Source organism: Ruegeria sp. HKCCD6426 (genome assembly GCF_057221115.1).
This window is the reverse complement of record NZ_JBWVBF010000001.1, coordinates 209,525-233,562: the sequence shown is the minus strand read 5'-3', so window position 1 is coordinate 233,562 and position 24,038 is coordinate 209,525. Positions and strand designations below refer to the sequence as shown.

21 protein-coding genes are annotated in these 24,038 nt (G+C 56.0%); 19 read left to right on the top strand and 2 right to left on the bottom strand.

Annotation, left to right across the window (positions count from 1 at the left end):
* Positions 1–18 precede the first annotated feature (18 nt).
* Positions 19–930, bottom strand: coding sequence for a cytochrome c oxidase subunit II (coxB, locus tag AC2TDA_RS01115; protein WP_480847650.1), 912 nt, complete (start codon positions 928–930; stop codon positions 19–21).
* Positions 931–1,106: 176 nt separating this feature from the next.
* On the opposite strand from coxB, the gene tldD reads away from it, so the two are divergent.
* The 5 genes from tldD to AC2TDA_RS01090 all read left to right on the top strand — a co-directional run bounded on the left by tldD (position 1,107) and on the right by AC2TDA_RS01090 (position 8,153).
* On the top strand, positions 1,107–2,528 hold the full coding sequence (gene tldD, locus AC2TDA_RS01110; protein WP_480878396.1) for a metalloprotease TldD: 1,422 nt from the start codon (positions 1,107–1,109) through the stop codon (positions 2,526–2,528).
* A 238-nt stretch (positions 2,529–2,766) separates the two neighbouring features.
* Positions 2,767–3,903, top strand: coding sequence for a DNA-processing protein DprA (gene dprA, locus AC2TDA_RS01105; protein WP_480878394.1), 1,137 nt, complete (start codon positions 2,767–2,769; stop codon positions 3,901–3,903).
* A gap of 152 nt (positions 3,904–4,055) precedes the next feature.
* Complete coding sequence (gene topA, locus AC2TDA_RS01100) at positions 4,056–6,695, top strand: type I DNA topoisomerase (protein ID WP_480878392.1); 2,640 nt, start codon at positions 4,056–4,058, stop codon at positions 6,693–6,695.
* A gap of 127 nt (positions 6,696–6,822) precedes the next feature.
* Positions 6,823–7,527: a CoA transferase subunit A gene (locus tag AC2TDA_RS01095; protein ID WP_480847654.1), complete on the top strand. Its 705-nt coding sequence runs from the start codon at positions 6,823–6,825 to the stop codon at positions 7,525–7,527.
* Positions 7,527–8,153 carry a 3-oxoacid CoA-transferase subunit B gene (locus AC2TDA_RS01090; protein WP_480878390.1) on the top strand — a complete coding sequence of 209 codons (627 nt, stop codon included), beginning with the start codon at positions 7,527–7,529 and terminating at the stop codon, positions 8,151–8,153. Before AC2TDA_RS01095 ends, AC2TDA_RS01090 begins: the two co-directional genes overlap by 1 nt.
* 45 nt (positions 8,154–8,198) lie before the next feature.
* Here the strand turns inward: AC2TDA_RS01090 and AC2TDA_RS01085 are convergent, their stop codons facing one another.
* Positions 8,199–9,065: a lytic transglycosylase domain-containing protein gene (locus tag AC2TDA_RS01085; RefSeq protein ID WP_480878388.1), complete on the bottom strand. Its 867-nt coding sequence runs from the start codon at positions 9,063–9,065 to the stop codon at positions 8,199–8,201.
* A gap of 351 nt (positions 9,066–9,416) precedes the next feature.
* On the opposite strand from AC2TDA_RS01085, the gene AC2TDA_RS01080 reads away from it, so the two are divergent.
* From AC2TDA_RS01080 to AC2TDA_RS01015, 14 genes are all read left to right on the top strand, one after another.
* The gene (locus AC2TDA_RS01080) at positions 9,417–9,623 is read left to right on the top strand and encodes a hypothetical protein (protein WP_480847657.1); all 207 of its coding nucleotides are present in this window, start codon (positions 9,417–9,419) and stop codon (positions 9,621–9,623) included.
* A gap of 106 nt (positions 9,624–9,729) precedes the next feature.
* The gene (locus AC2TDA_RS01075; RefSeq protein ID WP_480847658.1) at positions 9,730–9,924 is read left to right on the top strand and encodes a hypothetical protein; all 195 of its coding nucleotides are present in this window, start codon (positions 9,730–9,732) and stop codon (positions 9,922–9,924) included.
* A gap of 173 nt (positions 9,925–10,097) precedes the next feature.
* Entirely contained in the window at positions 10,098–10,973 is an 876-nt protein-coding gene (cpaB, locus tag AC2TDA_RS01070; protein ID WP_480847659.1) for a Flp pilus assembly protein CpaB, read from the top strand.
* A 194-nt stretch (positions 10,974–11,167) separates the two neighbouring features.
* Positions 11,168–12,589: a type II and III secretion system protein family protein gene (locus tag AC2TDA_RS01065; protein ID WP_480878386.1), complete on the top strand. Its 1,422-nt coding sequence runs from the start codon at positions 11,168–11,170 to the stop codon at positions 12,587–12,589.
* A gap of 16 nt (positions 12,590–12,605) precedes the next feature.
* Complete coding sequence (locus AC2TDA_RS01060; protein WP_480847661.1) at positions 12,606–13,232, top strand: OmpA family protein; 627 nt, start codon at positions 12,606–12,608, stop codon at positions 13,230–13,232.
* 206 nt (positions 13,233–13,438) lie between these two features.
* On the top strand, positions 13,439–14,671 hold the full coding sequence (locus AC2TDA_RS01055; RefSeq protein WP_480847662.1) for a CpaE/TadZ family protein: 1,233 nt from the start codon (positions 13,439–13,441) through the stop codon (positions 14,669–14,671).
* 17 nt (positions 14,672–14,688) lie between these two features.
* Complete coding sequence (locus AC2TDA_RS01050) at positions 14,689–16,134, top strand: TadA family conjugal transfer-associated ATPase (RefSeq protein ID WP_480847663.1); 1,446 nt, start codon at positions 14,689–14,691, stop codon at positions 16,132–16,134.
* Positions 16,135–16,146: 12 nt separating this feature from the next.
* Positions 16,147–17,115 carry a type II secretion system F family protein gene (locus tag AC2TDA_RS01045; RefSeq protein WP_480847664.1) on the top strand — a complete coding sequence of 323 codons (969 nt, stop codon included), beginning with the start codon at positions 16,147–16,149 and terminating at the stop codon, positions 17,113–17,115.
* A 10-nt stretch (positions 17,116–17,125) separates the two neighbouring features.
* Positions 17,126–18,127, top strand: a complete 1,002-nt coding sequence (locus AC2TDA_RS01040; RefSeq protein ID WP_480878384.1) for a type II secretion system F family protein — start codon at positions 17,126–17,128, stop codon at positions 18,125–18,127.
* 7 nt (positions 18,128–18,134) lie between these two features.
* Complete coding sequence (locus AC2TDA_RS01035) at positions 18,135–18,716, top strand: tetratricopeptide repeat protein (protein WP_480878383.1); 582 nt, start codon at positions 18,135–18,137, stop codon at positions 18,714–18,716.
* A 29-nt stretch (positions 18,717–18,745) separates the two neighbouring features.
* Entirely contained in the window at positions 18,746–19,597 is an 852-nt protein-coding gene (locus AC2TDA_RS01030; RefSeq protein WP_480878381.1) for a tetratricopeptide repeat protein, read from the top strand.
* A gap of 3 nt (positions 19,598–19,600) precedes the next feature.
* The gene (locus AC2TDA_RS01025; protein WP_480847668.1) at positions 19,601–20,146 is read left to right on the top strand and encodes a prepilin peptidase; all 546 of its coding nucleotides are present in this window, start codon (positions 19,601–19,603) and stop codon (positions 20,144–20,146) included.
* Positions 20,147–20,262: 116 nt separating this feature from the next.
* On the top strand, positions 20,263–21,570 hold the full coding sequence (locus AC2TDA_RS01020; protein ID WP_480847669.1) for an ATPase: 1,308 nt from the start codon (positions 20,263–20,265) through the stop codon (positions 21,568–21,570).
* A 40-nt stretch (positions 21,571–21,610) separates the two neighbouring features.
* Positions 21,611–24,022 (top strand): ligase-associated DNA damage response DEXH box helicase, encoded by a 2,412-nt coding sequence (locus AC2TDA_RS01015; protein WP_480878379.1) that lies wholly within the window; start codon positions 21,611–21,613, stop codon positions 24,020–24,022.
* Positions 24,023–24,038: the final 16 nt, after the last annotated feature.

Here is a 24,038-nt window from a genome sequence, read left to right as displayed (position 1 = left end):
CATTGCCTGCGCAGGGCATCAGTTCGAGGCAACCTGATAGGTTGCCGGCTGACCTGCGTACTCTTCCTGTGCGCCTTGCAACCACTGCTCATAGGCCTCTTCGCTGACCACTTTGACCGTGATCGGCATATAGGCGTGGTCCTTGCCGCACAGTTCCGAGCACTGACCAAAGTAGATGCCTTCCTTGTCAGCTTGGAACCACAGCTCGGCCAGACGACCCGGAACACCATCCTGCTTGACGCCAAATGACGGAATTGCCCAGGAATGGATCACGTCGGACGCAGTGACTTGCATGACGACGATTTTGCCAACCGGCACAACCACGGCGGTGTCGGTGGCCAGCAGCCACTCATCCTGGCTATAGCCAGCATCCGCCAGTTTGGCACGCATCGCGTCGTCCAGAACAAACGGTGTTACATCTGCGTCGGCAGGGCGAGCACCTTCGTCCAGCGTCGCGGGGTGTCCCAGCAGGTAGCTGTCAAACGCGAAATCATGGTCAACATATTCGTATGTCCAGTACCACTGGTTGCCTACAACCTTAATGACAACGTCGCCTTCGGGAATCTCCTGCTGCTTGAACAGAACCGGCAGTGAGAAGGCACCGATAAAAACCAGAATCAGGATCGGACCCAAAGTCCACGCGATCTCAACTGGTGTGTAGTGCGAGAACCGTGCCGGTGTCGGATTAACGCGTTGATTGTAACGGACGATGCAATACACCAATAGGCCGGCAACCAGCAGGCAGATCGCGGTGATGATCACCAGAATCATTCCATCCAGCCGTTGAATCCCATCGGCAAGGCTGGTGGCTGCGGGCTGAAAACCCATGGCGCCATCGACCGGCTTGCCAATAATCTCAAGCTCCTGAGCCATGGCGGGAAGGCTGGAGAGGGCTGTTGCAAACCCCGAAAGCATCAAAGCATTCTTCATGTTCTGTCCTGATCGTTTGATCTTTACGTCCCTGGCGAAAAGGCGTGAATCGGTCACACCTCACCCGTTGTCTTTGACCGTGTTAAAAACCATATTCATGCGGGTAGATAAAGCAAAATGCTTGCGTCAAACAGACGCTATTTTTGATCTGGATCAAACTCGAAAGGTCCCAACCGATGCCCAACGACCCGTTTCGCCCCTTTGAGAGCGCCCTTCCACAGGACGAAGCCCTGTCAATTCTGCAGGGCGCGACCGCCGGCGCCGAGGATGGCGAGCTGTTCGTGGAGCGCCGGAAATCCGAGTCTCTTGTCTTTGACGATGGGCGGCTGCGCACGGCGTCCTATGATGCTTCCGAGGGGTTCGGACTGCGTGCCATACAAGGCGAGGTCGCTGGGTATTCACATTCTACCGATGTATCGATTCCCTCATTGAAGCGGGCCGCAGAAACCGCACGCCTGGCCGTTGGGGATGGCGGAGGAACACTGGCCGAGGCACCGCGCGCAACCAACACACGTCTCTACACAGATGAGGACCCAATCGAATCCGCAGATTTCCCGGTCAAGATCGAAACTTTGCGCGCCATCGACAGTTTTGCACGCGACCTCGACCCTCGGGTCGTTCAGGTTAGCGCCACCATCGCCGCAGCTGTGCAAGAGGTGGAAATCCTGCGCCCCGACGGGGTCGTGGTCCGCGATGTACGTCCGATGACGCGGCTGAATGTCTCGGTCATCGTCGAGCAGAACGGGCGTCGTGAAAGCGGCTCGGCCGGTGGCGGCGGGCGGGTCGGTCTGGACGGTTTAATCGATCCGGTCGACTGGCAAGGCAAAGTGCGTGAGGCTTTACGGATCGCAGAGGTCAACCTGGAAGCCATCCCCGCTCCTGCCGGCGTGATGGAGGTCGCGCTTGGGCCAGGTTGGCCGGGTATTCTGTTGCACGAGGCCATCGGTCACGGGCTGGAGGGTGATTTCAACCGAAAAGGCAGCTCTGCATTCGCCGGACTTATGGGTCAGCAGATTGCATCGAAGGGCGTGACCGTTGTCGACGATGGTACAATCGCCGACCGGCGCGGGTCGATCACTGTAGACGATGAAGGAACGCCCAGTTCACGTACGGTTCTGATCGAAGACGGCGTCTTGACCGGCTATATGCAAGACCGCCAGAACGCGCGTCTCATGGGCGTTTCATCGACGGGCAACGGACGGCGGCAAAGCTATGCGCATAAACCCATGCCGCGAATGACCAACACGATTATGCTGGGCGGCACTGCCGATCCGGCAGCACTGGTTGCCGATATCAAGGATGGCATCTGGGCTGTCGGTTTTGGCGGAGGCCAGGTGGACATCACCAACGGCAAGTTCGTCTTTTCATGCACCGAGGCCTACCGGGTCGAAAACGGCAAGATCGGAGCTGCGGTCAAAGGCGCCACACTGATTGGCGACGGGCCGTCGGCCTTGAAACGCATCCGAGGGTTGGGCAACGACATGGCGCTGGATCCAGGCATGGGAACATGCGGCAAGGATGGCCAGTGGGTGCCCGTGGGCGTTGGTCAACCGACGGTTCTGATGGATGGACTAACTGTCGGCGGATCAGCTGCCTGAGTCGTTTGTCAAACGCTACTCACGCGGCGCAGGGTTAACACTGCGCCGCAAATTCGTACCAAAGGTTTCAATCGGCATTCGCCAACCCTAGAAAAGCGGTTGAATTAATTTTATTAACTCAATGCCTTAGCAGATTACGCATCAAAAATCCCGAAAGTTTTGCATAGAATTTTCAGGGATTCACAGGCTGTTAACCCTGCATCCCGTAAACCTGTTCTGCAATCAGGCGGAGCAATGGATGACCGAAGAGCAGCTTTCTTCCAATCACCCCCCACTCCCACCCACCACGGAAGAGGACCGGTTCTCCTGGCTCCGTCTGTTGCGTTCGCGCAAGGTTGGCCCGGCGACGTTCCGTCGCCTGCTGCGAGACCATGGCTCGGCGCAGAATGCGCTGGCCGCGCTGCCGGAAATGGCACGCGCCGCCGGAATCGAAGGGTATGAAACTTGCCCTCCCGGCGTTATCGAGGCGGAACTCAAGGCCGCAAAAGCCGCAAAAGCCCGGCTTTTGTGCCTTGGGGCCGCTGATTTTCCGGCTGCCTTGTATGACGTGACCGACGCCCCGCCGATGCTGTGGGCGATTGGTGATATCTCTGTATTGAAACGCCCGACGATCGCCATGGTTGGGGCCCGAAACTGCTCGTCTCTGGGAGCACGAATGGCGCGAGGTCTAGCGAAGGAGCTTGGAGAAAAGGGATATATTGTAGTGTCCGGGCTGGCCCGTGGCATCGACACCTCGGCTCATCTTGCTGCTTTGGAAGCCGGAACCATTGCCGTAATGGCCGGTGGCGCGGACGTGATCTATCCGGCGGAAAACACTGATTTGGCGCACAAGATAACCGAAACAGGAGTGCGCTTGTCGGAACAGCCCATGGGTGTCACCCCGCAGGCGCGTCATTTTCCGCGCCGCAACCGGATCATCTCCGGGCTGGCACAAGCGGTCATCGTGGTCGAGGCTGCCGCGAAATCTGGCAGTCTGATCACGGCGCGTGACGCGCTGGATCAGGGGCGTGAAGTTCTGGCCGTACCCGGTCATCCGTTCGACGCGCGGGCTGCAGGCTGCAACCTGTTAATCCGTGATGGAGCAACCCTGGTCCGGTCCGCCGCTGACGTGATTGACGCGTTGCCGACGCAAGATGAACTGATTGCCCCTCTCGCACCCAATGCAATTTCTAACGACACTGAACGGGTCCACACGGACACTCAAACGCTTCATGCACAGATACTGGCTCGGCTCGGTCCATCACCAATCGCCGAGGATCAGTTGCTCCGCGATGTCTCGGCTTCGGCAGGTGAAATCGGCCCGGCGCTGGTAGATTTGGAGTTGGACGGGCGAATCCTGAGACAACCCGGGGGCCTTCTGTCACTGGCCGGTTGACGTATGTGCAGCCCTTGAAAACTGGTGTTATCTAACTGAAATCACCACACCTTTCGACGATTGAAAGGAACGCATTGACAATTTCGCCTTGTCCCACACATTTTGCACGGCCATACAAGGCGCCATATTCGTCGAGCGAGGTTTTCCCCTAAATGCCCGTAGTTGTTGTAGAATCCCCGGCCAAGGCAAAAACGATCAATAAGTATCTCGGCCCCGACTACACGGTTCTGGCCTCGTACGGCCATGTTCGCGACCTGCCGCCCAAGGACGGTTCGGTCGATCCCGAGCATGAATTCTCGATGAAATGGGAGGTGGGAAACGACAGCCGCAAACACGTCAAGGCGATCGCCGACGCCCTGAAAGAAGATAACGCCCTTATCCTCGCCACCGACCCTGATCGCGAGGGAGAAGCCATCAGCTGGCATCTGCAAGAGGCGCTGACCAAGCGCCGCTCGATCAAGAAGGACACGCCCGTCAGTCGCGTTACCTTCAACGCTATCACAAAGGATGCCGTGACCGAGGCGATGCAGAATCCCCGTCAGATCGACATGCCCCTGGTCGAGGCTTATCTGGCCCGCCGTGCGCTGGATTATCTAGTAGGCTTCAATCTGTCGCCCGTACTGTGGCGCAAACTACCTGGCGCAAAATCGGCGGGGCGCGTTCAATCGGTTTGCCTGCGTCTGATCGTAGAACGCGAGATGGAAATTGAAGCGTTCAACCCAGTCGAATACTGGTCGGTACGCGCCCTGTTTGAAACTCCGCGCGGTCAGACCTATGAGGCGCGTCTGGTCACGCTGGCCGGCAAGAAGCTGGACAAGCACGACTTGTCTAATGCAACGCAGGCTGAACTGGCGGTGCAGGCGATCACAAGCCGCGCGCTGAGTGTCACCTCGGTCGAAGCCAAGCCCGCGGCGCGCAATCCAAGTGCGCCGTTCATGACCTCGACGCTGCAGCAAGAGGCCAGCCGCAAGTTCGGCATGGGTGCGCGTCATTCGATGCAGGTGGCACAGCGGCTCTATGAGGCCGGATACATTACATACATGCGGACCGACGGCATCGATATGGCGCCCGAGGCCGTGGCGGCAACGCGTGGCACGATTGCCGATCGCTATGGTGCGGAATACGTGCCCGACAGCCCCCGCATCTACAAGAACAAGGCCAAGAACGCACAGGAAGCGCACGAATGTATCCGCCCCACTGATATGGCGCGCGACGCCAAGGCATTGAAAGTGACAGATGAAGATCAGCGCAAACTGTATGATCTGATCTGGAAACGCACAATCGCGTGCCAGATGGCCGCCGCGCGGTTGGAGCGTACGACAGTTGAGATTGGCAGCGATGACGGCCAGGTCGGTCTGCGTGCCACGGGTCAGGTAGTTCTGTTCGACGGTTTCATGCGTGTCTACGAGGAAGGTCGCGATGATGTAGCCGATGACGACGAAAAGCGCCTGCCGCAGATCCTGCAGGGTGATCCGGCACCCTTTGCCAAATCCTCGCTGCGCGATCAGTTCGCCAAGGCGACCAGCGACAGTCGTGACAAGGTCGCGAAAGAGGCAGTTCTTTCCGAAAACGAATCCGTTCTGGCCCTGCAGCACCATACGCAACCGCCGCCCCGCTATACAGAGGCCACTCTGGTCAAGCGGATGGAGGAACTGGGAATCGGTCGACCATCGACCTACGCCTCGGTCGTGACCACGATCCAGGACCGCGAGTACGTGCGCAAAGATAAGAACCGGCTGATCCCTGAAGAAAAGGGACGGATCGTCACGATATTCTTGCTGAACTTCTTCCGCCAGTATGTGGGCTATGAGTTCACCGCAAATTTGGAAGAACAGCTTGACGATGTCAGCGCCGGTGATCGCGACTACAAGGATCTGTTGGGAAAATTCTGGCGTGATTTCTCTGCCGCGATTGGGGAAACGTCCGAACTGCGGATTTCCGAAGTATTGGACAAACTGGACGAAGCGCTGGCACCGCAACTTTATCCTCCACGCGAAGACGGCTCGGACCCGCGAATCTGCCCGAAATGCGGTGTCGGGCAGTTGCACCTGAAAACCTCCCGAACGGGCGGTTTTGTTGGCTGCGGCAATTATCCCGAATGCAATTATACCCGGCCTATCGCCGGCGAAGGTGCAGAAGGTGACGAGCGTCTGCTGGGCGAAGATGCAGGCGATGATATTTGGCTGAAATCCGGGCGCTTTGGCCCCTATGTTCAGCGGGGTGAGCCAACCCCTGAGAACAAGAAGCCTCCGCGTGCTTCGCTACCACGAGGGTGGAGCAAGGATGACATGGATCTGGAAAAGGCGCTAACATTGCTCAGCCTGCCACGTCAGATCGGAGAGCACCCTGATGGCGGTACGATCACCTCGAATTTCGGGCGCTTTGGTCCGTATCTGATGCACCAACTACCGGATGAGGCTAAACCGGTCTATGCCAACCTCAAAGACCCGAACGACGTGTTCGAGATCGGGATGAACCGGGCGGTTGAACTGCTTGCAGAAAAACGCGCGAACCCCGGGCGACGTGGCAGTTCAGCTGCCAAACCGCTGAAGGAACTGGGGGAACACCCAGACGGTGGCGCGATCCAGGTATTGGACGGGCGTTACGGGCCATATGTGAAATGGGAGAAGGTCAATGCAACCTTGCCCAAGGACATGAAGCCCGAAGACGTGACGCTGGAAATGGCTGTAGAACTGGCCAATGAAAAGGCTGCCAAGAAGGGCACAAAGAAGAAGGCTGCCCCGAAAAAGAAAACCGCCGCCAAGAAAACAACAAAGAAGGCTGCCGGCTGAATCGGTCAGGGTCCGGCCCTGACCGGACCTGATAAGTAGAAATACCACTGACCCCTTGGTTTCATTGACTTCCCCGTTACGTGGCGGCACAACCGGCGCCATCACCATGTCATTGGGGGAGTTTTCCATGAAAAAAGTCTATGCCAATGCCGCCGAGGCGCTTGATGGGCTGCTGCATGACGGCATGTTCATCGCCGCAGGCGGATTCGGCCTGTGCGGCATTCCCGAATTGCTGCTCGAGGCGATCAAAGATGCCGGTACGAAGGATTTGACCTTTGCCTCAAACAACGCCGGGGTAGATGATTTCGGGATCGGCATCCTGCTGCAGACCAAGCAGGTTAAAAAGATGATCAGTTCGTATGTCGGTGAAAACGCAGAATTCATGCGCCAGTATCTGAGCGGCGAGCTTGAACTGGAGTTCAATCCCCAAGGCACGCTGGCTGAACGGATGCGCGCCGGTGGTGCGGGCATCCCCGGTTTCTATACAAAAACCGGCGTTGGCACGGTGATCGCCGATGGTAAAGAGCACAAGGACTTCAACGGCGAGACTTTTATCCTTGAAGAAGGCATTTTTGCCGATCTCGCGATCGTCAAAGCCTGGAAAGCGGACGACACCGGTAACCTCGTGTTCCGCAAGACCGCACGCAATTTCAACGTTCCAGCTGCAACCTGCGGCAAGATCTGCGTGGCAGAAGTCGAAGAGATCGTCCCGCGCGGATCGCTGGACCCGGACGGCATCCACTTGCCTGGCATCTACGTGAATCGCATCATTCAGGGCAGCCACGAAAAGCGCATCGAACAACGCACCACCCGCAAGAAGGAGGAAGCATAATGCCCTGGGACCGCAATCAAATGGCCGCACGCGCGGCAGAGGAACTGGAAGACGGCATGTATGTGAACCTCGGCATCGGGATTCCGACGCTGGTGGCGAACTATGTGGGCGACAAGGATATCACCCTGCAATCGGAAAACGGCATGCTGGGCATGGGCCCTTTCCCGTTCGAGGGCGAGGAAGACCCGGACCTGATCAACGCTGGCAAGCAGACAATTACCGAATTGTCTCGGACAGCCTATTTTGACAGCGCCACGTCCTTTGCCATGATCCGCGGCGGCAAGATCGCAGCTGCCATTTTGGGTGCGATGGAAGTCGACGAGAAAGGCGATCTGGCGAACTGGATGATCCCGGGCAAGCTGGTCAAAGGTATGGGCGGAGCAATGGATCTGGTGGCTGGCGTCGGCCGCGTCGTCGTCGTTATGGACCACACCAACAAGCATGGCGATTCGAAGGTACTTAAGGAATGCACCTTGCCGCTGACTGGCAAAGGCGTTGTTGACCGTATCATCACCAATTTGGGTGTTCTGGATGTGGTCGATGGTGGCCTGAAAATTGTAGAACTGGCGGACGGCGTCAGCGATGAAGAAATGCGCGCTGCAACACAAGCGACCATCGTCAACTGACACTCGCCAGCTGGAGGAATTGGCCCGCCAACGCGCGGGCCATTTTCAGTTCAGGGTTTGGAAAACGCAACCATCCGAAATCAATTCGGGAGGCGTGGCGCACAGCGCCCTGGCGACTTGAAAGGCGGCCAGCACCTTTGGCACATAGTCTCGTGTTTCCGCATAGGGCGGCACACCGCTGTGCTTGCGTACGGCCCCCTCGCCCGCGTTGTATCCGGCCAGTACCAAGATCGGGTCGTTACCGAACTCTTCCATAAGCCAGTCGAGGTACTTGACCCCTCCGGCAATGTTCTGGGCTGGAACAAGGCTGTCTTTCACACCGAACCTGGCAGCCGTCGCAGGCATCAATTGCATAAGCCCTTGTGCGCCTGCCGAGCTAACGGCTTTTTCGCGTCCGGCCGATTCCACCGAAATGACCGCCAGCACCAGCGCGGGCGAGACTTTGGTCCCAACTGTCGAGCGCAAGATGTCGACGCCGCGCTGCTGGGCAATATCCTGTAACGTCTGCAAACGCGGCGCGGTGACTCCGGTCGACGACAGGGCTTGGATAGCTTGACTCAGACGTCCCGAGCTTGCTCGGGCAAGTTCCGGCGAAATTCGATTCCAGAACGCCTTGTAGGATCCTACCGGCTTGGGGTCTGCACCGGCTTCCGGCAGGTTTGCGGGTGGCACCTTGGTGCGCGCGATAATCTCGGGCACTACCAGTTCTACACCTGTGCTTGGTGCCGAAGGCTTACTGGCATGTTCTTCAGCTGTGATTTGCACAGTCACACGCGGGCGGCTACCCGGTTTGGGCGCCTTGATACGTTTGTAAACTCCGCGCGGCTCTTGCTCGGCAGCGAACGCTGTACTAGCGCTCGTTAGTAGAAACGCTGCAAGACCGGCGCTCATCAGAGCGTCTCGGAAAGTCATCTGTGCCTGCCTCAGTTCTTCTTTTGGATCATTTTGAACTCTGAATCGGCCATCAACACCAGAAAAACAAAGCGAAATGGGGCAATTTCGCCTCATTTGGCGCAATTTTGCATCGCTTGAATAACTGCAGATCAAAAAGTTCAATATATTTTTCGTTTAAAATCAATTGTTTGCAAAAAGTGCCAACAAAAAGTTAAGCATACTGCGAAAAAAATGCCGTTTGGCCCAATTCCTGCCACGCACGACAGGCAATCATAGTGCCATACCGAGACGATCGGGAGCGGACTGAGAGAGAATGCTCTGGAAGACGCCGAGGTTGAATTACTTTTGATCCTTTAGGAGGGACGTAATATGATCAAGTTCATCAAGAACTTCCGCAAAGACGAAGACGGCGCCGTAACTGTTGACTGGGTTGTTCTGACCGCAGCCGTTGTTGCACTGGCCGCAGTTGCTTACAATCAGGTCCACGATGGTGCCAGCGATCTGGCCGGTGCTGTAGATACCGCACTGACCAACGCGTCTGTGAGCACGCCGACATTCAACGGCACCACTCCTTAATAGTGGGCTAGTTTGATTAAATCGACGTAATGTCGAGTGTGGGGGTCATGTCTTTTCAAAAGACGTGACCCCTATCTTTTTTAACCATAACCAAATCGGTGGTCTCATGCTGGCCGAACTACGGAACATTCAAAAAAACGAAGACGGAGCTATCACCGTCGACTGGGTTCTTTTGACCGCAGCCGTAGTCGCATTGGGCTGGCTGATGTATTTCTACCTGAACGATCCCATTCAAGGTTTGGACAAAAAAAGCGGAACAGCGATCGCAAACGTCCAGGTCGACCCGATTTCCTTCGACTAGGTTATTGCGTCGCATCCGACACACTAGTCCATAACCTCAATTTTTTCCGCGAAATAACGAGCAATATCTGGGATTGTCCCATTTTTGAACACAATTGGTGCCTAATGTGTAATCTGAACAGACATGTTGCGTGGCAACATGATTACTGCAAACAAGAATGAAACGAGGGACAAATGCGAGCTGTTTTTGGACTTGTTCTGATTATCGGGGTCGCCCTGGCTGGTGGGGCAGTTTATTTGGCCCGCGACTACATTTCGAAGAATCAGGCTCAATTGGCACTGGAAAGGCAGTTGCGTGAAGAAGCTTTAGCCAATGTCAAAATGGTGCCGACTGTAGGTGTCATCGTCTCCACCCGCTCTCTGCGATACGGAGAAAAACTGACTCCAGAAGACATACGCGTCGTTCAATGGCCGGAAGATGCGATCCCTGAAGGGTCGTTTGTAGATATGGCCGTGCTCTTCCCGGAGGCTAACAACCAAGACCGCTTCGTCCTGCGTGCCATGGAAAAAGACGAAGCCGTTATGGAAATGAAGGTTACAAGACCCGGAGAAGCCGCCGGCCTGACCTCGCGCATCAAAAAAGGCATGCGTGCATTTGCAATCAGCGTTGACGTGTCCTCTGGCGTTTCAGGGTTCCTGCGTCCAGGCGACAGGGTTGACGTCTATTGGACTGGGTCATTGCGGGGCCTTGTCGACGGGGATGGCGGAGAGATCACACGACTAATCCAAACCAACATCGAATTGATCGCCGTGGATCAAACTGCGGGTTCTGACGTTACCGGAACGACAATTGCACGCACAGTTACCGTTGCCGCGACTCCGGAAGAGATCGCGGCACTGGCACAGGCGCAGAATACCGGGCGATTGTCTCTGGCTCTGGTCGGCGTTCAGGATGAAACGGTTGCTAGTGCGGTCGAGGTCGATCAGCGTAAGCTACTGGGAATCAAAGACGCGGCTCCGGCGCCGATAAAGGTCGAAAAAGAGGTTTGCACCATTCGAACCCGTCGCGGAGGCGAGATAGTGGAAACCCAAATACCCTGCACAAACTGACGTTTAATCAGACTGTTAGTTGACAAAGGCCGCGCAGACTGCGCGGCCTTTGTTGTTGGATTGTTGCGCAATATCCACATAAGGAAAATTCCGGAAACCATTGATTATTGCAAAAAATCCCGTTTTCGAGCAGGGTTTCAGAACATAGGGCGCAAGACCCAAAAAACATAGTGGTGATCGGAGAGGCAGGTCACATGACAATACGTTCCTGGATTAGCGCAACCCTGATGGGGTTGGCGCTTGTTATGGGTCCGACCGGCGACGCCGCTTGGGCTGAAAATCTTCGCGTGGTAAAGAAAGGGACCGTCGAAATACTGGACGTCCCTATTAACCGTGCAATCGTAGTGGAAAGTGAACAGCCGTTCGCTGAACTCAGTATCGCGAATGCGGGCATTGCCGACATCTCTTCGCTGTCGGAGCGCACAATTTACGTATTGGGTAAGGCGCCGGGTCTGACCACATTGACCCTGTTCGATGGCGCAGGCAACCTGATTACGAACGTACAGGTTCGCGTGTCCCCGGACGTTTCCGAATTCAAAGAACGGCTGCGCCAGATTCTGCCAAGCGAGCAGATCGAGGTTCGTACCGCAAATGACGGGATTGTGTTGTCTGGCACCGTTTCCAGCAGCGCAAAACTGGCCCGTGCCCTTGAACTCGCTGAACGCTATGCGCCAGAGCGTGTTTCCAACCTGATGAATGTCGGTGGTGTTCAGCAGGTGATGTTGAAAGTACGCTTTGCTGAGATGAACCGGTCGGTCGCCAAAAGCCTGACTGCATCACTCGGCTTCCAAGGCAGTGACGTCACTGGCGGCTTTAACACGTTGAACAACCAGTTTGCTCTGGATAACGCGCTTGGCACCCTCACAGGTACCAATAACATCCCGTTCACCCAGACAAATAACGGTGCCATCCTGTTCGGCTTTGGCGTGGGATCAACCCAGGTCCGGTTGTTGCTGGAAGCCTTGGAAACCAAAGGGTTGGTGCGCAGCTTGGCAGAGCCAAACCTGTCCGCTCTTTCAGGGCAGGAAGCTACCTTCCTTGCCGGTGGTGAGGTTCCGATTCCAGTCCCGCAAGGTGACGGTGTGGTTGCGATTGAATACCGGGCCTTCGGCGTGCAACTTGACTTTGTTCCACGCGTTGTCGACGGGGATCTGATAAACCTTGAAATGGTCGCAGGCGTGTCCAGCATTGACCCCAGTGCAAGCTTCTCGATCAATGGTGACGTTGTTCCGGGCTTTATTGTTCGGCAAACCAGCACCACGGTTGAATTGCGCGACGGTGAGAGCTTTGCCATTGCCGGCCTTCTGCAGGATGACTTCACCGACCTGAACAATCAGGTGCCATGGCTGGGAGACGTTCCTATCTTGGGTGCTTTGTTCCGCAGTGCCGAATACCAGCGCGAGCAAAGTGAGCTTGTGATCATCGTCACGGGTCATCTGGTGACACCGACACGAGGCGAAGCACTTGCACTTCCGACAGATCGCGTGAAACCGCCCAGTGAGTTCGATCTGTTCATAAATGGACGTACGGCGCGGACAGAACGCGCGGGCAATGGTGCAGCTTCAGAAGTGGCCAATCAGAACTTTGGCAGTTCCTACGGCTATGTCCTGGATTAATTGGGAGGATAGACCAATGCAGAAATGGATCATCATCCTGGGTCTGAGTACCTCGATCGCAGCATGCACCCGCGAAGCCGGCTATGAGATCGACCAAGGCGCATTCGGAAACGCCACGCTGAACAACATCCAGGTTGCGAACGGCGAATTGACCTATGCTCAGATCCTTGGACAGCGCTTTGCTGCCGAGGTTCCGACCCAGATCAACTTTGCCTTCGACAGCGCACAGCTCGATGCTTCGGCCCAACGCATTCTTTTGCAGCAGGCCGATTGGATTAAACAGTTTCCCGAGGCACGGTTCCGTGTGTTCGGCCATACGGATGCCGTTGGTTCTACAAGCTATAACAGAGCCTTGGGTCAGCGCCGCGCGAATGCGGCCGTAGCGTTCCTAACGAGGCAGGGAATATCACGCAACCGTTTGGAAGCAGCAGTGTCATTCGGCAAAAGCAGACCTCTGATCGACACGCCGAACAGAGACCGCCGCAATCGCCGTACTGTTACTGAAGTTTCCGGTTTTGTAGACCGGCATCCACAGGTTCTGGACGGAAAATACGCGGAATTCGTGTATCGCGAGTACATTGCCAGCGCCACGCCGAGAAGCAATCTTTCTTACGAGACCGATCTCGGCGGCGACGATAACTAAGACAATGAAACGTGATTGGGCGGCATCGTCGCCCAATTCCCAACAATTGGTTCTTTTGCGCCTAAATCTCGCCCAAATTTCAAACCACATTGAAAACAATAGGGTGACCTGCGGCCAGGATTGACCGCACCAGGGCGACAGCAGACCAGAACAATCCTTTCCAAGTTCGCACGGTTTGCTCGGCCCACTCGACAAGGATTGAGTTTATGACGAGCGCTACGCCGCAAGACGAAAACACAAGCATTCTGGCCTGCACGGTCAGCCGGGACGTCCAGAATTTCGACCTACTAATCGAAGATATGGAAGCTGCGCTGGGTGAGAGGTGGGGCGACCTGGGATTTGCTGAGGCGCTCGCCTTTTTCAGCCAACCCGAGGCCGAATCGCTGCAATTTATTGCGCTGGCCCTGGACGGCGAAGATGAAGACAACCTGACCTTGATGGGTGAAATTATCACACAGGCCAAGGAAAAAGGTATCAAGGTCGTTCTGATCGCGGAAGACGTGACCCCTGCTTCTCTCCACCAGTTATTGCGCAAGGGCGCCGACGAGTTCGTGCCCTACCCTCTTCCCGAAGGTGAGCTGCAGGAAGCCATTGACCGAATGAACAAGCCTGAGCCGGTTGTAGCCCCTCAGGCCGCAGTCTCCCTTTCTGATAACAATGCCAAGGAAGGCGCGTTGTTTGTCGTGCAGGGCCTGGCCGGAGGCGTTGGCGCGACCACTTTGGCTGTAAACCTTGCCTGGGAACTGGCGACAGTATCAGCCAAAGAAGCCCCTAGTGTCTGCCTGATCGATCTGGATCTGCAATATGGCACCGTTTCGACCTACCTGGATCTGCCACGCCAAGAGGCGGTTTTCGAGATGTTGTCGGATACTGCGTCGATGGATGAGGAATCCTTTGGATATTCACTTCAGACATTCGAAGAAAAATTGCAGGTACTAACTGCACCATCCGACATGGTGCCTTTGGACATTATTACACCGGAAGATATTCAGCGTGTGATCGATACAGCCCGCAAGCACTTTGATTACGTAATCATCGACATGCCGAAAACACTGGTGCATTGGTCCGAAACAGTTCTGCAGGCAGCGCATGTTTATTTTGCATTGCTCGAACTGGACATGCGGTCAGCTCAGAATGCGTTGCGTCTCAAACGCGCGTTGCAGGCCGAAGAGCTTCCGTTCAACAAGCTTCGATTTGCAATGAACCGGGCACCTAAATTCACTGACCTTAGTGGTAAGGGCCGTGTCAAACGCATGGGCGAAAGCCTGGGCATTTCGATAGACTTGCTCCTGCCCGACGGTGGCAAGCAGGTTATGCAAAGTGGCGATCACGGACTGCCGCTGGCAAACTCTGCCGCGAAAAATCCGCTGCGCAGGGAAATCGCAAAACTAGCGCAATCGCTTCATAGCCTTGGCAGCAGCAGCGCCGAGGCCGCATAACACGAAGGGGACCCGCCGTGTTTTCACGATATAAAAAGCAACCAGCCGCGCAGCCGGTAGAAGCACAACCACAAGCCCAGACCGCGGCGACGACCGCAACTGAGGCACAAGGTTCGCCAACCACGGCAATGGTCCGAAAACCAGTCAAGAAAAAGGTGGCCGAAGTTGTTGGAAGCGACAAGGAGCGTAAACGGAAAGAACGTTTAGGCGAGATTAAACTGGAACTACACCGCGAGTTGCTTGAGAATCTTAACCTCGCAGCCCTGGAAAACGCCGCCGAGGCCGAATTGCGCGCCGAGATCAGTGCTATTGCCAGCGAAGTTCTGGAAGCGCGTAGTATTGTCCTCAATCGTGAAGACCGTACCCAGTTGAACAAAGAGCTGTATGACGAAGTCACTGGGTTGGGTCCGCTCGAGACCCTGCTACAGGACGATTCCGTCAACGATATTCTGGTAAACGGCCCGCAACAGATCTTTGTGGAACGCGACGGTAGGCTGGAAATCAGCGACATCACATTCAAAGACGAAAAGCACCTGATGCGGATCATCGACAAGATCGTGTCCGCCGTGGGCCGTCGAGTCGATGAATCAAACCCCTATGTTGACGCCCGTCTGGCTGACGGTTCGCGATTTAACGCGATGGTACCGCCGATTGCGGTGGACGGGTCACTGGTGTCCATTCGTAAATTCAAGAAAGACAAGCTCGGCATTGACGATCTGGTCAATTTTGGCGCTTTCACCGAAGAAATGGCCGCCTATTTGCAGGCTGCAGTGTCCACCCGGCTGAATATCATCGTATCCGGCGGTACGGGTTCGGGTAAAACGACTACTCTTAATGCCCTGTCCAGTTTTATCGACGACGCTGAGCGCATCCTGACCATTGAGGATACAGCGGAACTTCAGCTGCAACAAACGCATGTGGGTCGGATGGAAAGCCGCCCGCCCAACGTGGAAGGCAAAGGCGAGGTCAGCCCTCGCGATTGTCTGAAAAACGCCCTGCGTATGCGCCCGGATCGCATCATCGTGGGTGAGACGCGTGGCGCCGAGGTAATCGACATGCTGCAGGCCATGAACACCGGCCACGACGGTTCGATGACCACGATCCACGCCAACTCGGCCCGTGATGGTATTTCACGTTTGGAGAACATGATCGCCATGGCCGGGATCGAGATGCCGATCAAGGCGGTACGCAGCCAGATCGCCAGCGCTGTGAACCTGATCGTTCAAGCCAGCCGCTTGCAGGATGGTTCGCGTCGCATGACCTCGATCACCGAGATAACCGGCATGGAAGGTGACGTCATCTCAATGCAGGAAATCTTTAAGTTTCAACGCGTTGGACTAACACCGGACAACAAGATAATCGGTCACTTCACCGGGACAGGTGTGCGCAGCCACTTCTCGGAGCGCTTCCGTCTTTGGGGTTTTGACTTGCCGGCGTCCATCTACGACCCAACCACGATGTAGGAGACAAGGGATATGCAACTCCCTACAGAGGCGCTTATTTATGTCGCCATATTTGTCGGTGTTCTTGCCCTCGTCGAGGGTATCTATCTGGTCGCCTTCGGGAAATCCATTAGTCTGAACAGCCGGGTCAACCGCCGGCTGGACATGATCGACAAAGGCGTTGGTCGCGAGCAAGTTCTGGAGCAGCTGCGCAAGGAAATGCGCCAGCATATGAAAAGCCAGAGCATCCCGCTTTATTCGCTTCTGGCTGACAAGGCACAAAAGGCCGCGATTGCGTTTAGCCCGCGGCAGTTGATCATGATTATGGCACTGGTTTCAGCCATGGCTTTCATGGCTCTGAGTATCGGCACCGCAACCGATGTGGCCCTGCGCGCGGCACTATCCGTCGCGATCGGGGTTGGCGCCGTTTACGCCTGGGTAAACCACAAGGCCAAAAAGCGGATGAGCCTGATTGAAGAGCAGCTACCAGATGCCGTGGAGCTGATGGTTCGGTCGCTACGAGTCGGCAACCCGTTCGCCTCTTCTGTTCAGATCGTTGCTTCCGAAGTCGAAGACCCTCTGGCAACCGAATTCGGCGTTATTTCTGATGAGGTTGCGTATGGCCGCGAGGTCGGCGAAGCCCTCAAGGAAATGGCCGAACGTCTGGACATGCAGGATTTGCGCTTTTTGGCAGTCGCTGTGTCCATCCAGCAGCAATCAGGTGGTAACCTTGCCGAAATCCTGGCAGGTCTGGCCAAAGTTATCCGTGCCCGTTTCCGTCTGTTCCGCCGCGTCAAAGCAATTACCGCTGAGGCACAATGGTCGGGGAAATTTCTGTCCGGCTTTCCTCTGGCTTGTCTAGTTTTCATTCTGGTCAAGGATCCGAATTACTATGACTCGGTTCTTGACCACGAGTACTTCATACCGGCGTGCTTTTTTGTCGGCATCATGCTGACGTTGAACCTGATCGTCATGCGAATTCTCACCAACATTAAGGTCTGAGGCTACTGCAATGGAAATCCTTACCCAAGCGAACGACTTTCTGACGCAGCACCTTGGTGAATTCGGCCCGCTTATTGTGGTAGGCGTGCTGGGGTTGTTCATGATCCTTGTCACAGTTCCGTTGATGCTGAATCAACCCGAAGACCCGTTAAAGAAACTGCAGCGGTCGAACACGCCGTCCAAGAAAAGCAAGAAAGACAAAAAAGAGCGCCTCAGACATTCAGGTCAGAACGAGCAGCTCGAGAAATTCGCCAGTTTTCTCGAGCCAAAGGATCAGGAAGATTACTCTGCCATGCAGCTCAAGCTGCGTCAGGCGGGGTATCAATCCAAAGACGCGGTTCGGTTTTTCCACTTTGCTCAGTTTGCCTTGGGTTTGGCCGGGCTTCTGCTTGGGGTTTTGTTGGTGACGGTCTTTGCCGGCGACCAGGAATTCGACACTCAACAGCTTTTGATACGGGTCCTGGTGCCTGGCGGCGTTGGATACTTCATTCCCAAGTACTGGATCACCCGCCGTGTAGCCGAGCGTGAAGAGGCCATAACGGCCGGATTTCCGGACACTTTGGATCTGATGCTGGTCTGCGTCGAGGCAGGTCAGTCGCTGGATCAGGCTATCGTTCGTGTCGCAGCGGAAATGAAAGCCTCATATCCTGATATCGCGTTGGAGTTCGAAGTCGTCGCCTACGAAATGAAGGCCGGCAAAGAAAAAGACACGGTTCTACGCGATTTCGCGACGCGTTGCGGCGTTCAGGACATTAGTGCATTTGTCACCGTGATGATCCAGTCAGCCACATTTGGTACCTCGATCGCCGAGGCGTTGCGTGTCTACGCAGACGAAATGCGTGACAAACGAGTGATGCGCGCCGAAGAAGCCGCGAACAAGTTGCCAACCAAAATGACACTTGCCACAATGATGCTGACCGTGCCCCCGTTGCTGGTCATCCTTGTTGGTCCTTCGGCGAAAGGTATCATGGATTTCGGCAACGGTGCCGGCGCAATAAGCACCGGAGGTTAACGCCCTGATGAAACCGGCAGCTGAAGTTGCCCTAGGACGGCTTCGCAATACAGTTCAGGCCACCATGGTTTTCGCCATGGTGGCCTCTTGTACCGAGAGCGGCCTGGGTGATGACCCTTTTGCGCCAGGCGTTGATCCCGACGGACCGCCCGTAGATGAAATCACTGTAGGCAACCGATTGATGGTCGTCGGTGAGTATGAGCTGGCGTTAGAGTCCTTTACGCGCGCAGCCCTTGCCGAGGGGATGACACCGTTGGTTCTGACATCGATCGGAACTGCAAACTTGGGATTGCAACGCGTGGGGCAAGCAGGCCCCCTGCTGCGCCGGGCGGTCGAAGGTGATCCGGATTGGCCAGTAGCCTGGAACAATTTGGGTGTCTATCTGATGGAAGTCGGTGAATACCCGGAAGCAGCGCAGGTATTTCGGCAAGCCTATGCGCTGGACAATGGCGAAAGTGACGCAATCCGCGACAATTTGCGCTTAGCGCTCGCAAAAATGGAAAACCCTGTTAATAATACACCGCAAGAACAAGAATTTGAGCTGGAGCAACAAGGGAACGGAGAATTCCTGCTGCGTAAAATCCAGTAACAGAGGCAAGAGCAGTAAAGGACGCAAAAATGCGCCAACCCTTCTTGATTCCGACCATCGTTGCGTGCGCGGTTATTTTGACCGCCTGTGCAAAAGAGACCGAAGAAGAAAAGGTCGAGCGCACCTTTCAGGAAGTGAACGTCATCGACGAAACTAACCTGAATGACGTGATGCTGAGCGCAGCCAACCCGAACGAAGCCGTCACCTATTTCCAGGGAGCAGCCGCCAAAAAGCCTGACAGGATAGACTTGCAGCGGGGGCTGGCTTTCTCTTTAACCCGAGCAAAACGCAGCACCGAGGCCGCTGTCGCTTGGAAGCGGGTTACGGAAATGAAGGGCGCGACAAACTCTGATAAGGTTGAATACGCCGATGCATTGGTCCGCAGCGGCGATTGGAGCGGCGCCAAAGCGGCACTGGACAGGATTCCACCCACTTATGAGACGTTCAAAAGGTATCGACTTGAAGCCGTGGTCGCGGATTCCAGCAAAGATTGGAAACGCGCAGACCAGTTTTATGAAACTGCCGTGGGCCTGACGACCCGTCCGGCGGGTGTCATGAACAATTGGGGGTACTCCAAACTGACCCGCGGCCAGTATGAGGAGGCCGAACGCCTGTTTACCGAAGCGGTTCGACAGGACAACTCTCTGTTTACTGCCAAGAACAACCTTGTTCTTGCCCGTAGCGCGCAGCGCAATTACAGCCTGCCAGTGATCCCGATGAGCCAGATCGAACGCGCAACTCTGCTGAACACTATGGCCATTTCTGCGGTCAAACAGGGCGATGTGAACACGGCCAAGAACTTGTTCCGCGAAGCTATCGCGACGCACCCACAGCACTACGACGAAGCCGTACGCTCGCTCCGCGCACTCGAGGAAGCCTGATCTATGGCCATACCAGCGCTGGCAGCAGCATGGTTTTTGCCTTTCGTACTGCCGATCTGCTTTTACGTGGCCTTCACGGATATGCGTGAAATGCGGATTAAGAACCATGCGGTGATGGCTCTGACGTTGGTTTTCATAGTCGTCGGTCTATTTGTATTGCCTCCATGGTCCGGGGAATGGGTCGCAGGCAATATCGGGCCGATGACTTTGACCCTACCCGTTTATGCCTGGCAACTGCTTCATATCGTTGTTGTTTTATTGATCGGTATCGTTCTGAACGCCGCTGGCGTCATGGGAGCGGGGGACGCGAAATTCTGCGCCGCCGCAGCGCCTTTCATCTGGCTCGGGGATCTGATGATTCTTTTGATCATCCTGATGGCAACGACAATTGGTGCTGTTGCGGCGCACAGACTGGCAAAATACACCGCACTGCGTCAAGTCGCACCACATTGGGAAAGCTGGGACAGTGGCAAGAAGTTCCCGATGGGTCTCGCGCTGGCTGGTACATTGTCCATCTACCTGATTTTGGGCTTTATTGACGGTTCGTAAACAATCATAAGCCCGCCTTGCCTGTGCCTTGGTCATGCCACAAAGCCACGTCAAATTTTTTTCAAACAGCCCTGTTTGGGCTATTTGCATGACGACAGGACAGGCGAGCGACGCTCATGAATATGCAGACCACCTCAGTTATGGCCCCTCCCGCTCCCAAGGGGTTGGGCGAAATGCAACTCCCGTTGGTGATGATGCGGGATATCCTGTTGAAAACCATCTTTCGTAAGAACGCGGGCACTGTTTCCGAAGTGGCTCAGGCCATCTGCCTGCCGGGGTCTGTAACTCAGGAACTGATCGACATCGCCCGCGAGCAGAAATTGCTTGAGGCAACCGGCACACTGAACGCCAATAGCGGCAACGAGATGGGCTACCAATTGACCGATGCCGGCAAGGCGCGCGCACTGGATGCGCTCAGCCAGTCCGAATACTTCGGCGCCATGCCTGTACCGCTGGACGTTTATCGCGAGCAGGTGAAACGCCAGTCGATCCGCAACATTCAAGTCACCCGTGACCAATTAACCGGAGCGATGGGTCATCTGGTGCTGCCCGACAGCCTGCTGGATCACTTGGGCCCTGCGGTCAGCGCAGGCCGTTCAATCTTGATGTATGGCCCCCCGGGTAACGGTAAATCCTCGATCTCCAACGGCATTCGGGACGCATTGGGGGACAACGTCTATGTTCCGCGCGCAATCGAATATGCAGGTCAGGTGATCACCGTTTATGACCCGATCGTCCATACCGCGATCGATCAGGAAGAGGATGACCCCAACAGCCTGCGCCGCCGCAAGCGGTTCGACACGCGATATGTCCAGTGCGAACGCCCGACCGTGGTGACCGGCGGTGAATTGTCGCTGAGCATGCTGGACTTGGTTTATAACCCGACCGCACGAACTTATCAGGCGCCGCTACAGCTGAAATCGACCGGTGGGATCTTCATCGTGGACGACCTTGGCCGTCAGGCGGAACCGCCGCAGGCGCTGATCAACCGCTGGATCGTCCCGCTGGAAGAAAGTAAGGACATTCTGGGCCTGCAATCCGGTGAGAAATTCGAAGTCCCGTTCGACACTTTGGTCATCTTCTCGACCAACTTCCACCCGAATGAGATCTTCGACCAGGCCGCGTTGCGCCGGATTTTCTTCAAGATCAAGATTGATGGTCCAAATCAGGAAAACTACCTGAAGATCTTTGCCATGGTCGCCCGTAAACGCGGCATACCGCTTGATGAAGCCGCACTGGTGCATCTGTTGAAAGTCAAATACCCGACCATCAACAACATCTATGCGAACTATCAACCGATCTTTCTGATCGACCAGATAATCTCGATCTGCGAATTTGAAGGCATCCCCTATCAGATGAGCCCTGACCTCATCGACCGTGCGTGGGCCAACATGTTCGTCAAGGACGAGAAAATCGTCAATTAACCCTGTGCCATTCCAGCTCAGAGCCGGGTAATCTGCGCTTATGACGCAGATTCCCGCCCGGATTCACGATTGGTTCTCTACCCGAGGCTGGTCCATCCACCCGCATCAACAAGACATGTTCGACAGGACGCTGGCCCCTGCGACCTTGCTGATCGCTCCGACAGGTGGTGGCAAAACGATGGCCGGTTTCCTGCCTACGCTCTCGGAACTGGCGGACGGTGCGCATGCGGGGCTGCACACGATTTATGTCTCGCCTCTCAAGGCTCTGGCGGCGGATATCCGACGCAATCTGCGCACACCGGTTGAAGAGATCGGCCTGCCCATCCGCATCGAAGACAGAACGGGCGACACCTCGGCCACGCAAAAGAAGCGTCAGCGCGCAGATCCACCACACATCTTGCTTACAACACCGGAAAGCCTGGCTCTGCTGACCTCCTATGAGGATGCACCGCGCATGTTTAAAGGAGTACAGCGGGTAATCGTGGACGAAATCCACGCCCTCGCCGAAAGCAAGCGGGGCGATCAGCTGATGCTGGCGCTGGCGCGCTTGCAACACCTCTGCCCCGATTTGCGCCGCGTCGGGCTATCCGCGACGGTAGAAGACCCTGATGCAATTGCCCGGTTTCTAGCCCGACACCCTGACGCCTGTGAGATCGTTCACGCAGATCCCGGGCCGGACCCTGATATCTCAATGCTGGAAACACCGGAAATGCCGCCATGGTCGGGGGGCGGCGCGGCCTATGCTATTCCGGCAGTGCTGGAGCAGATCAGGCAACATAAGACAACGTTGATCTTCCACAACACCCGCGCGCAGGCCGAGATCTTCTTTCACAACCTGTGGCTGGCCAATGACGACGGGCTGCCAATCGGCATTCATCACGGCAGCCTGGACCGACAACAACGTGAACGGGTCGAGGCCGCCATGGTCCGCGGAGATCTGCGTGCAATTGTCTGCACTGGTAGTCTGGATCTGGGCATCGATTGGGGGGACGTCGATCTGGTGATCCAGATCGGAGCACCCAAGAACGTGAAACGGCTGGTGCAGCGGATCGGACGTGCCAACCACCGTTACAATGCACCGTCCAAGGCACTGCTGGTGCCTGCGAACCGGTTTGAAGTTGTGGAATGCGTCGCGGCCCTCGAGGCGGCCAAGGCGCATGAGCTGGACGGTGATCCGCGCGGCCCGGGCCCCCGAGACGTTCTATGCCAGCATATCCTGATTGCTGCCGCCGCAGGCCCCTTTCAGGCCGACGCGTTGTTTACCGAGATGACTTCGGCCGGCCCCTATGCGCAGCTCAGCCGGGCCGAGTTTGATGCTTGCCTGGATTTCTGCGCCACTGGCGGCTACGCCCTGCGGGCCTATGATCGCTGGCAACGGCTATTGCACCGTCCTGACGGACTATGGCAATTGCGAGATCCCCGCGCGGCGCAACGTATTCGTATGAATCTTGGCACAATTCAGGACACAGACACGCTTAAGGTGCGGCTAAAACGCAATCGGGGCGGCAAGCCTCTGGGCGAGGTCGAGGAAAGCTTTGCCGCCTCGTTAACACCAGGTGATACCTTCTTGATTGGCGGTCAGATCGTCCGGTATGAAGGCCTTCGAGAAATGGTGGTCGAGGTCAGCCGTCGTGCCGACAAGAAGCCAAAAATTGCCACGTTCTCGGGCACCAAATTCGCGACGTCAACTCAGTTGAGCGACCGTATTCTGCGCATGTTTACCCAACCTGATTGGCCACAATTGCCAGCGCACACTGCAGAATGGCTGGCGCTGCAACGAGACATGTCCCGCCTGCCCCAACGCGACCGGCTTCTGATCGAGAGCTTTCCCAATGACGGGCGTGAACATTTATGCGTCTACGGATTTGCCGGACGGAACGCTCAACAGACGTTGGGCCTGTTGCTTACCAAAAGGATGGAGGAAACCGGCCTCGCGCCGCTGGGCTTTGTGGCCACGGATTACGCCACACTGATCTGGGGCCTGGATGCGGTGATCGATCCGCGCCCATTGTTCCGGCAAGACGCGCTGCGCGACGGTCTAGACACATGGCTAGCCGGGAATGCAGTGATGAAACGAACATTTCGCGCCTCGGCGACAATTTCAGGACTGATCGAGCGTAACACCGGCGGCCAGCGTAAATCAGGGCGGCAGGCGACATTTTCCTCCGATATCCTGTATGACACTTTGCAAAAATACGACCCTGATCATCTGCTTATGAAAATCACACGCGAGGAAGCCATGCGCGGGCTGGTCGACTTCGGGCGGATCGAGACTATGATCGCTCGGATCGGCGACCGGATCGACTTGGTGCGGTTAGACCGTGTGTCACCGCTTGCGGCACCACTGTTTCTGGAAATGGGGAAAGTCCCTGTTAAAGGCGCTGCCGAAGAACGTCTGCTGGCAGAGGAAAGCGCTCGCCTGATGCAAACAGCCGGCCTTGCCGTTGACTGATGCCTCTTGCAAATCC

Coding starts and splice junctions, on each gene's coding strand:
- coxB (WP_480847650.1), bottom strand. CDS start 930: ATGAAGAATGCTTTGATGCTTTCGGGGTTTGCAACAGCCCTCTCCAGC.
- tldD (WP_480878396.1), top strand. CDS start 1,107: ATGCCCAACGACCCGTTTCGCCCCTTTGAGAGCGCCCTTCCACAGGAC.
- dprA (WP_480878394.1), top strand. CDS start 2,767: ATGACCGAAGAGCAGCTTTCTTCCAATCACCCCCCACTCCCACCCACC.
- topA (WP_480878392.1), top strand. CDS start 4,056: ATGCCCGTAGTTGTTGTAGAATCCCCGGCCAAGGCAAAAACGATCAAT.
- AC2TDA_RS01095 (WP_480847654.1), top strand. CDS start 6,823: ATGAAAAAAGTCTATGCCAATGCCGCCGAGGCGCTTGATGGGCTGCTG.
- AC2TDA_RS01090 (WP_480878390.1), top strand. CDS start 7,527: ATGCCCTGGGACCGCAATCAAATGGCCGCACGCGCGGCAGAGGAACTG.
- AC2TDA_RS01085 (WP_480878388.1), bottom strand. CDS start 9,065: ATGACTTTCCGAGACGCTCTGATGAGCGCCGGTCTTGCAGCGTTTCTA.
- AC2TDA_RS01080 (WP_480847657.1), top strand. CDS start 9,417: ATGATCAAGTTCATCAAGAACTTCCGCAAAGACGAAGACGGCGCCGTA.
- AC2TDA_RS01075 (WP_480847658.1), top strand. CDS start 9,730: ATGCTGGCCGAACTACGGAACATTCAAAAAAACGAAGACGGAGCTATC.
- cpaB (WP_480847659.1), top strand. CDS start 10,098: ATGCGAGCTGTTTTTGGACTTGTTCTGATTATCGGGGTCGCCCTGGCT.
- AC2TDA_RS01065 (WP_480878386.1), top strand. CDS start 11,168: ATGACAATACGTTCCTGGATTAGCGCAACCCTGATGGGGTTGGCGCTT.
- AC2TDA_RS01060 (WP_480847661.1), top strand. CDS start 12,606: ATGCAGAAATGGATCATCATCCTGGGTCTGAGTACCTCGATCGCAGCA.
- AC2TDA_RS01055 (WP_480847662.1), top strand. CDS start 13,439: ATGACGAGCGCTACGCCGCAAGACGAAAACACAAGCATTCTGGCCTGC.
- AC2TDA_RS01045 (WP_480847664.1), top strand. CDS start 16,147: ATGCAACTCCCTACAGAGGCGCTTATTTATGTCGCCATATTTGTCGGT.
- AC2TDA_RS01040 (WP_480878384.1), top strand. CDS start 17,126: ATGGAAATCCTTACCCAAGCGAACGACTTTCTGACGCAGCACCTTGGT.
- AC2TDA_RS01035 (WP_480878383.1), top strand. CDS start 18,135: ATGAAACCGGCAGCTGAAGTTGCCCTAGGACGGCTTCGCAATACAGTT.
- AC2TDA_RS01030 (WP_480878381.1), top strand. CDS start 18,746: ATGCGCCAACCCTTCTTGATTCCGACCATCGTTGCGTGCGCGGTTATT.
- AC2TDA_RS01025 (WP_480847668.1), top strand. CDS start 19,601: ATGGCCATACCAGCGCTGGCAGCAGCATGGTTTTTGCCTTTCGTACTG.
- AC2TDA_RS01020 (WP_480847669.1), top strand. CDS start 20,263: ATGAATATGCAGACCACCTCAGTTATGGCCCCTCCCGCTCCCAAGGGG.
- AC2TDA_RS01015 (WP_480878379.1), top strand. CDS start 21,611: ATGACGCAGATTCCCGCCCGGATTCACGATTGGTTCTCTACCCGAGGC.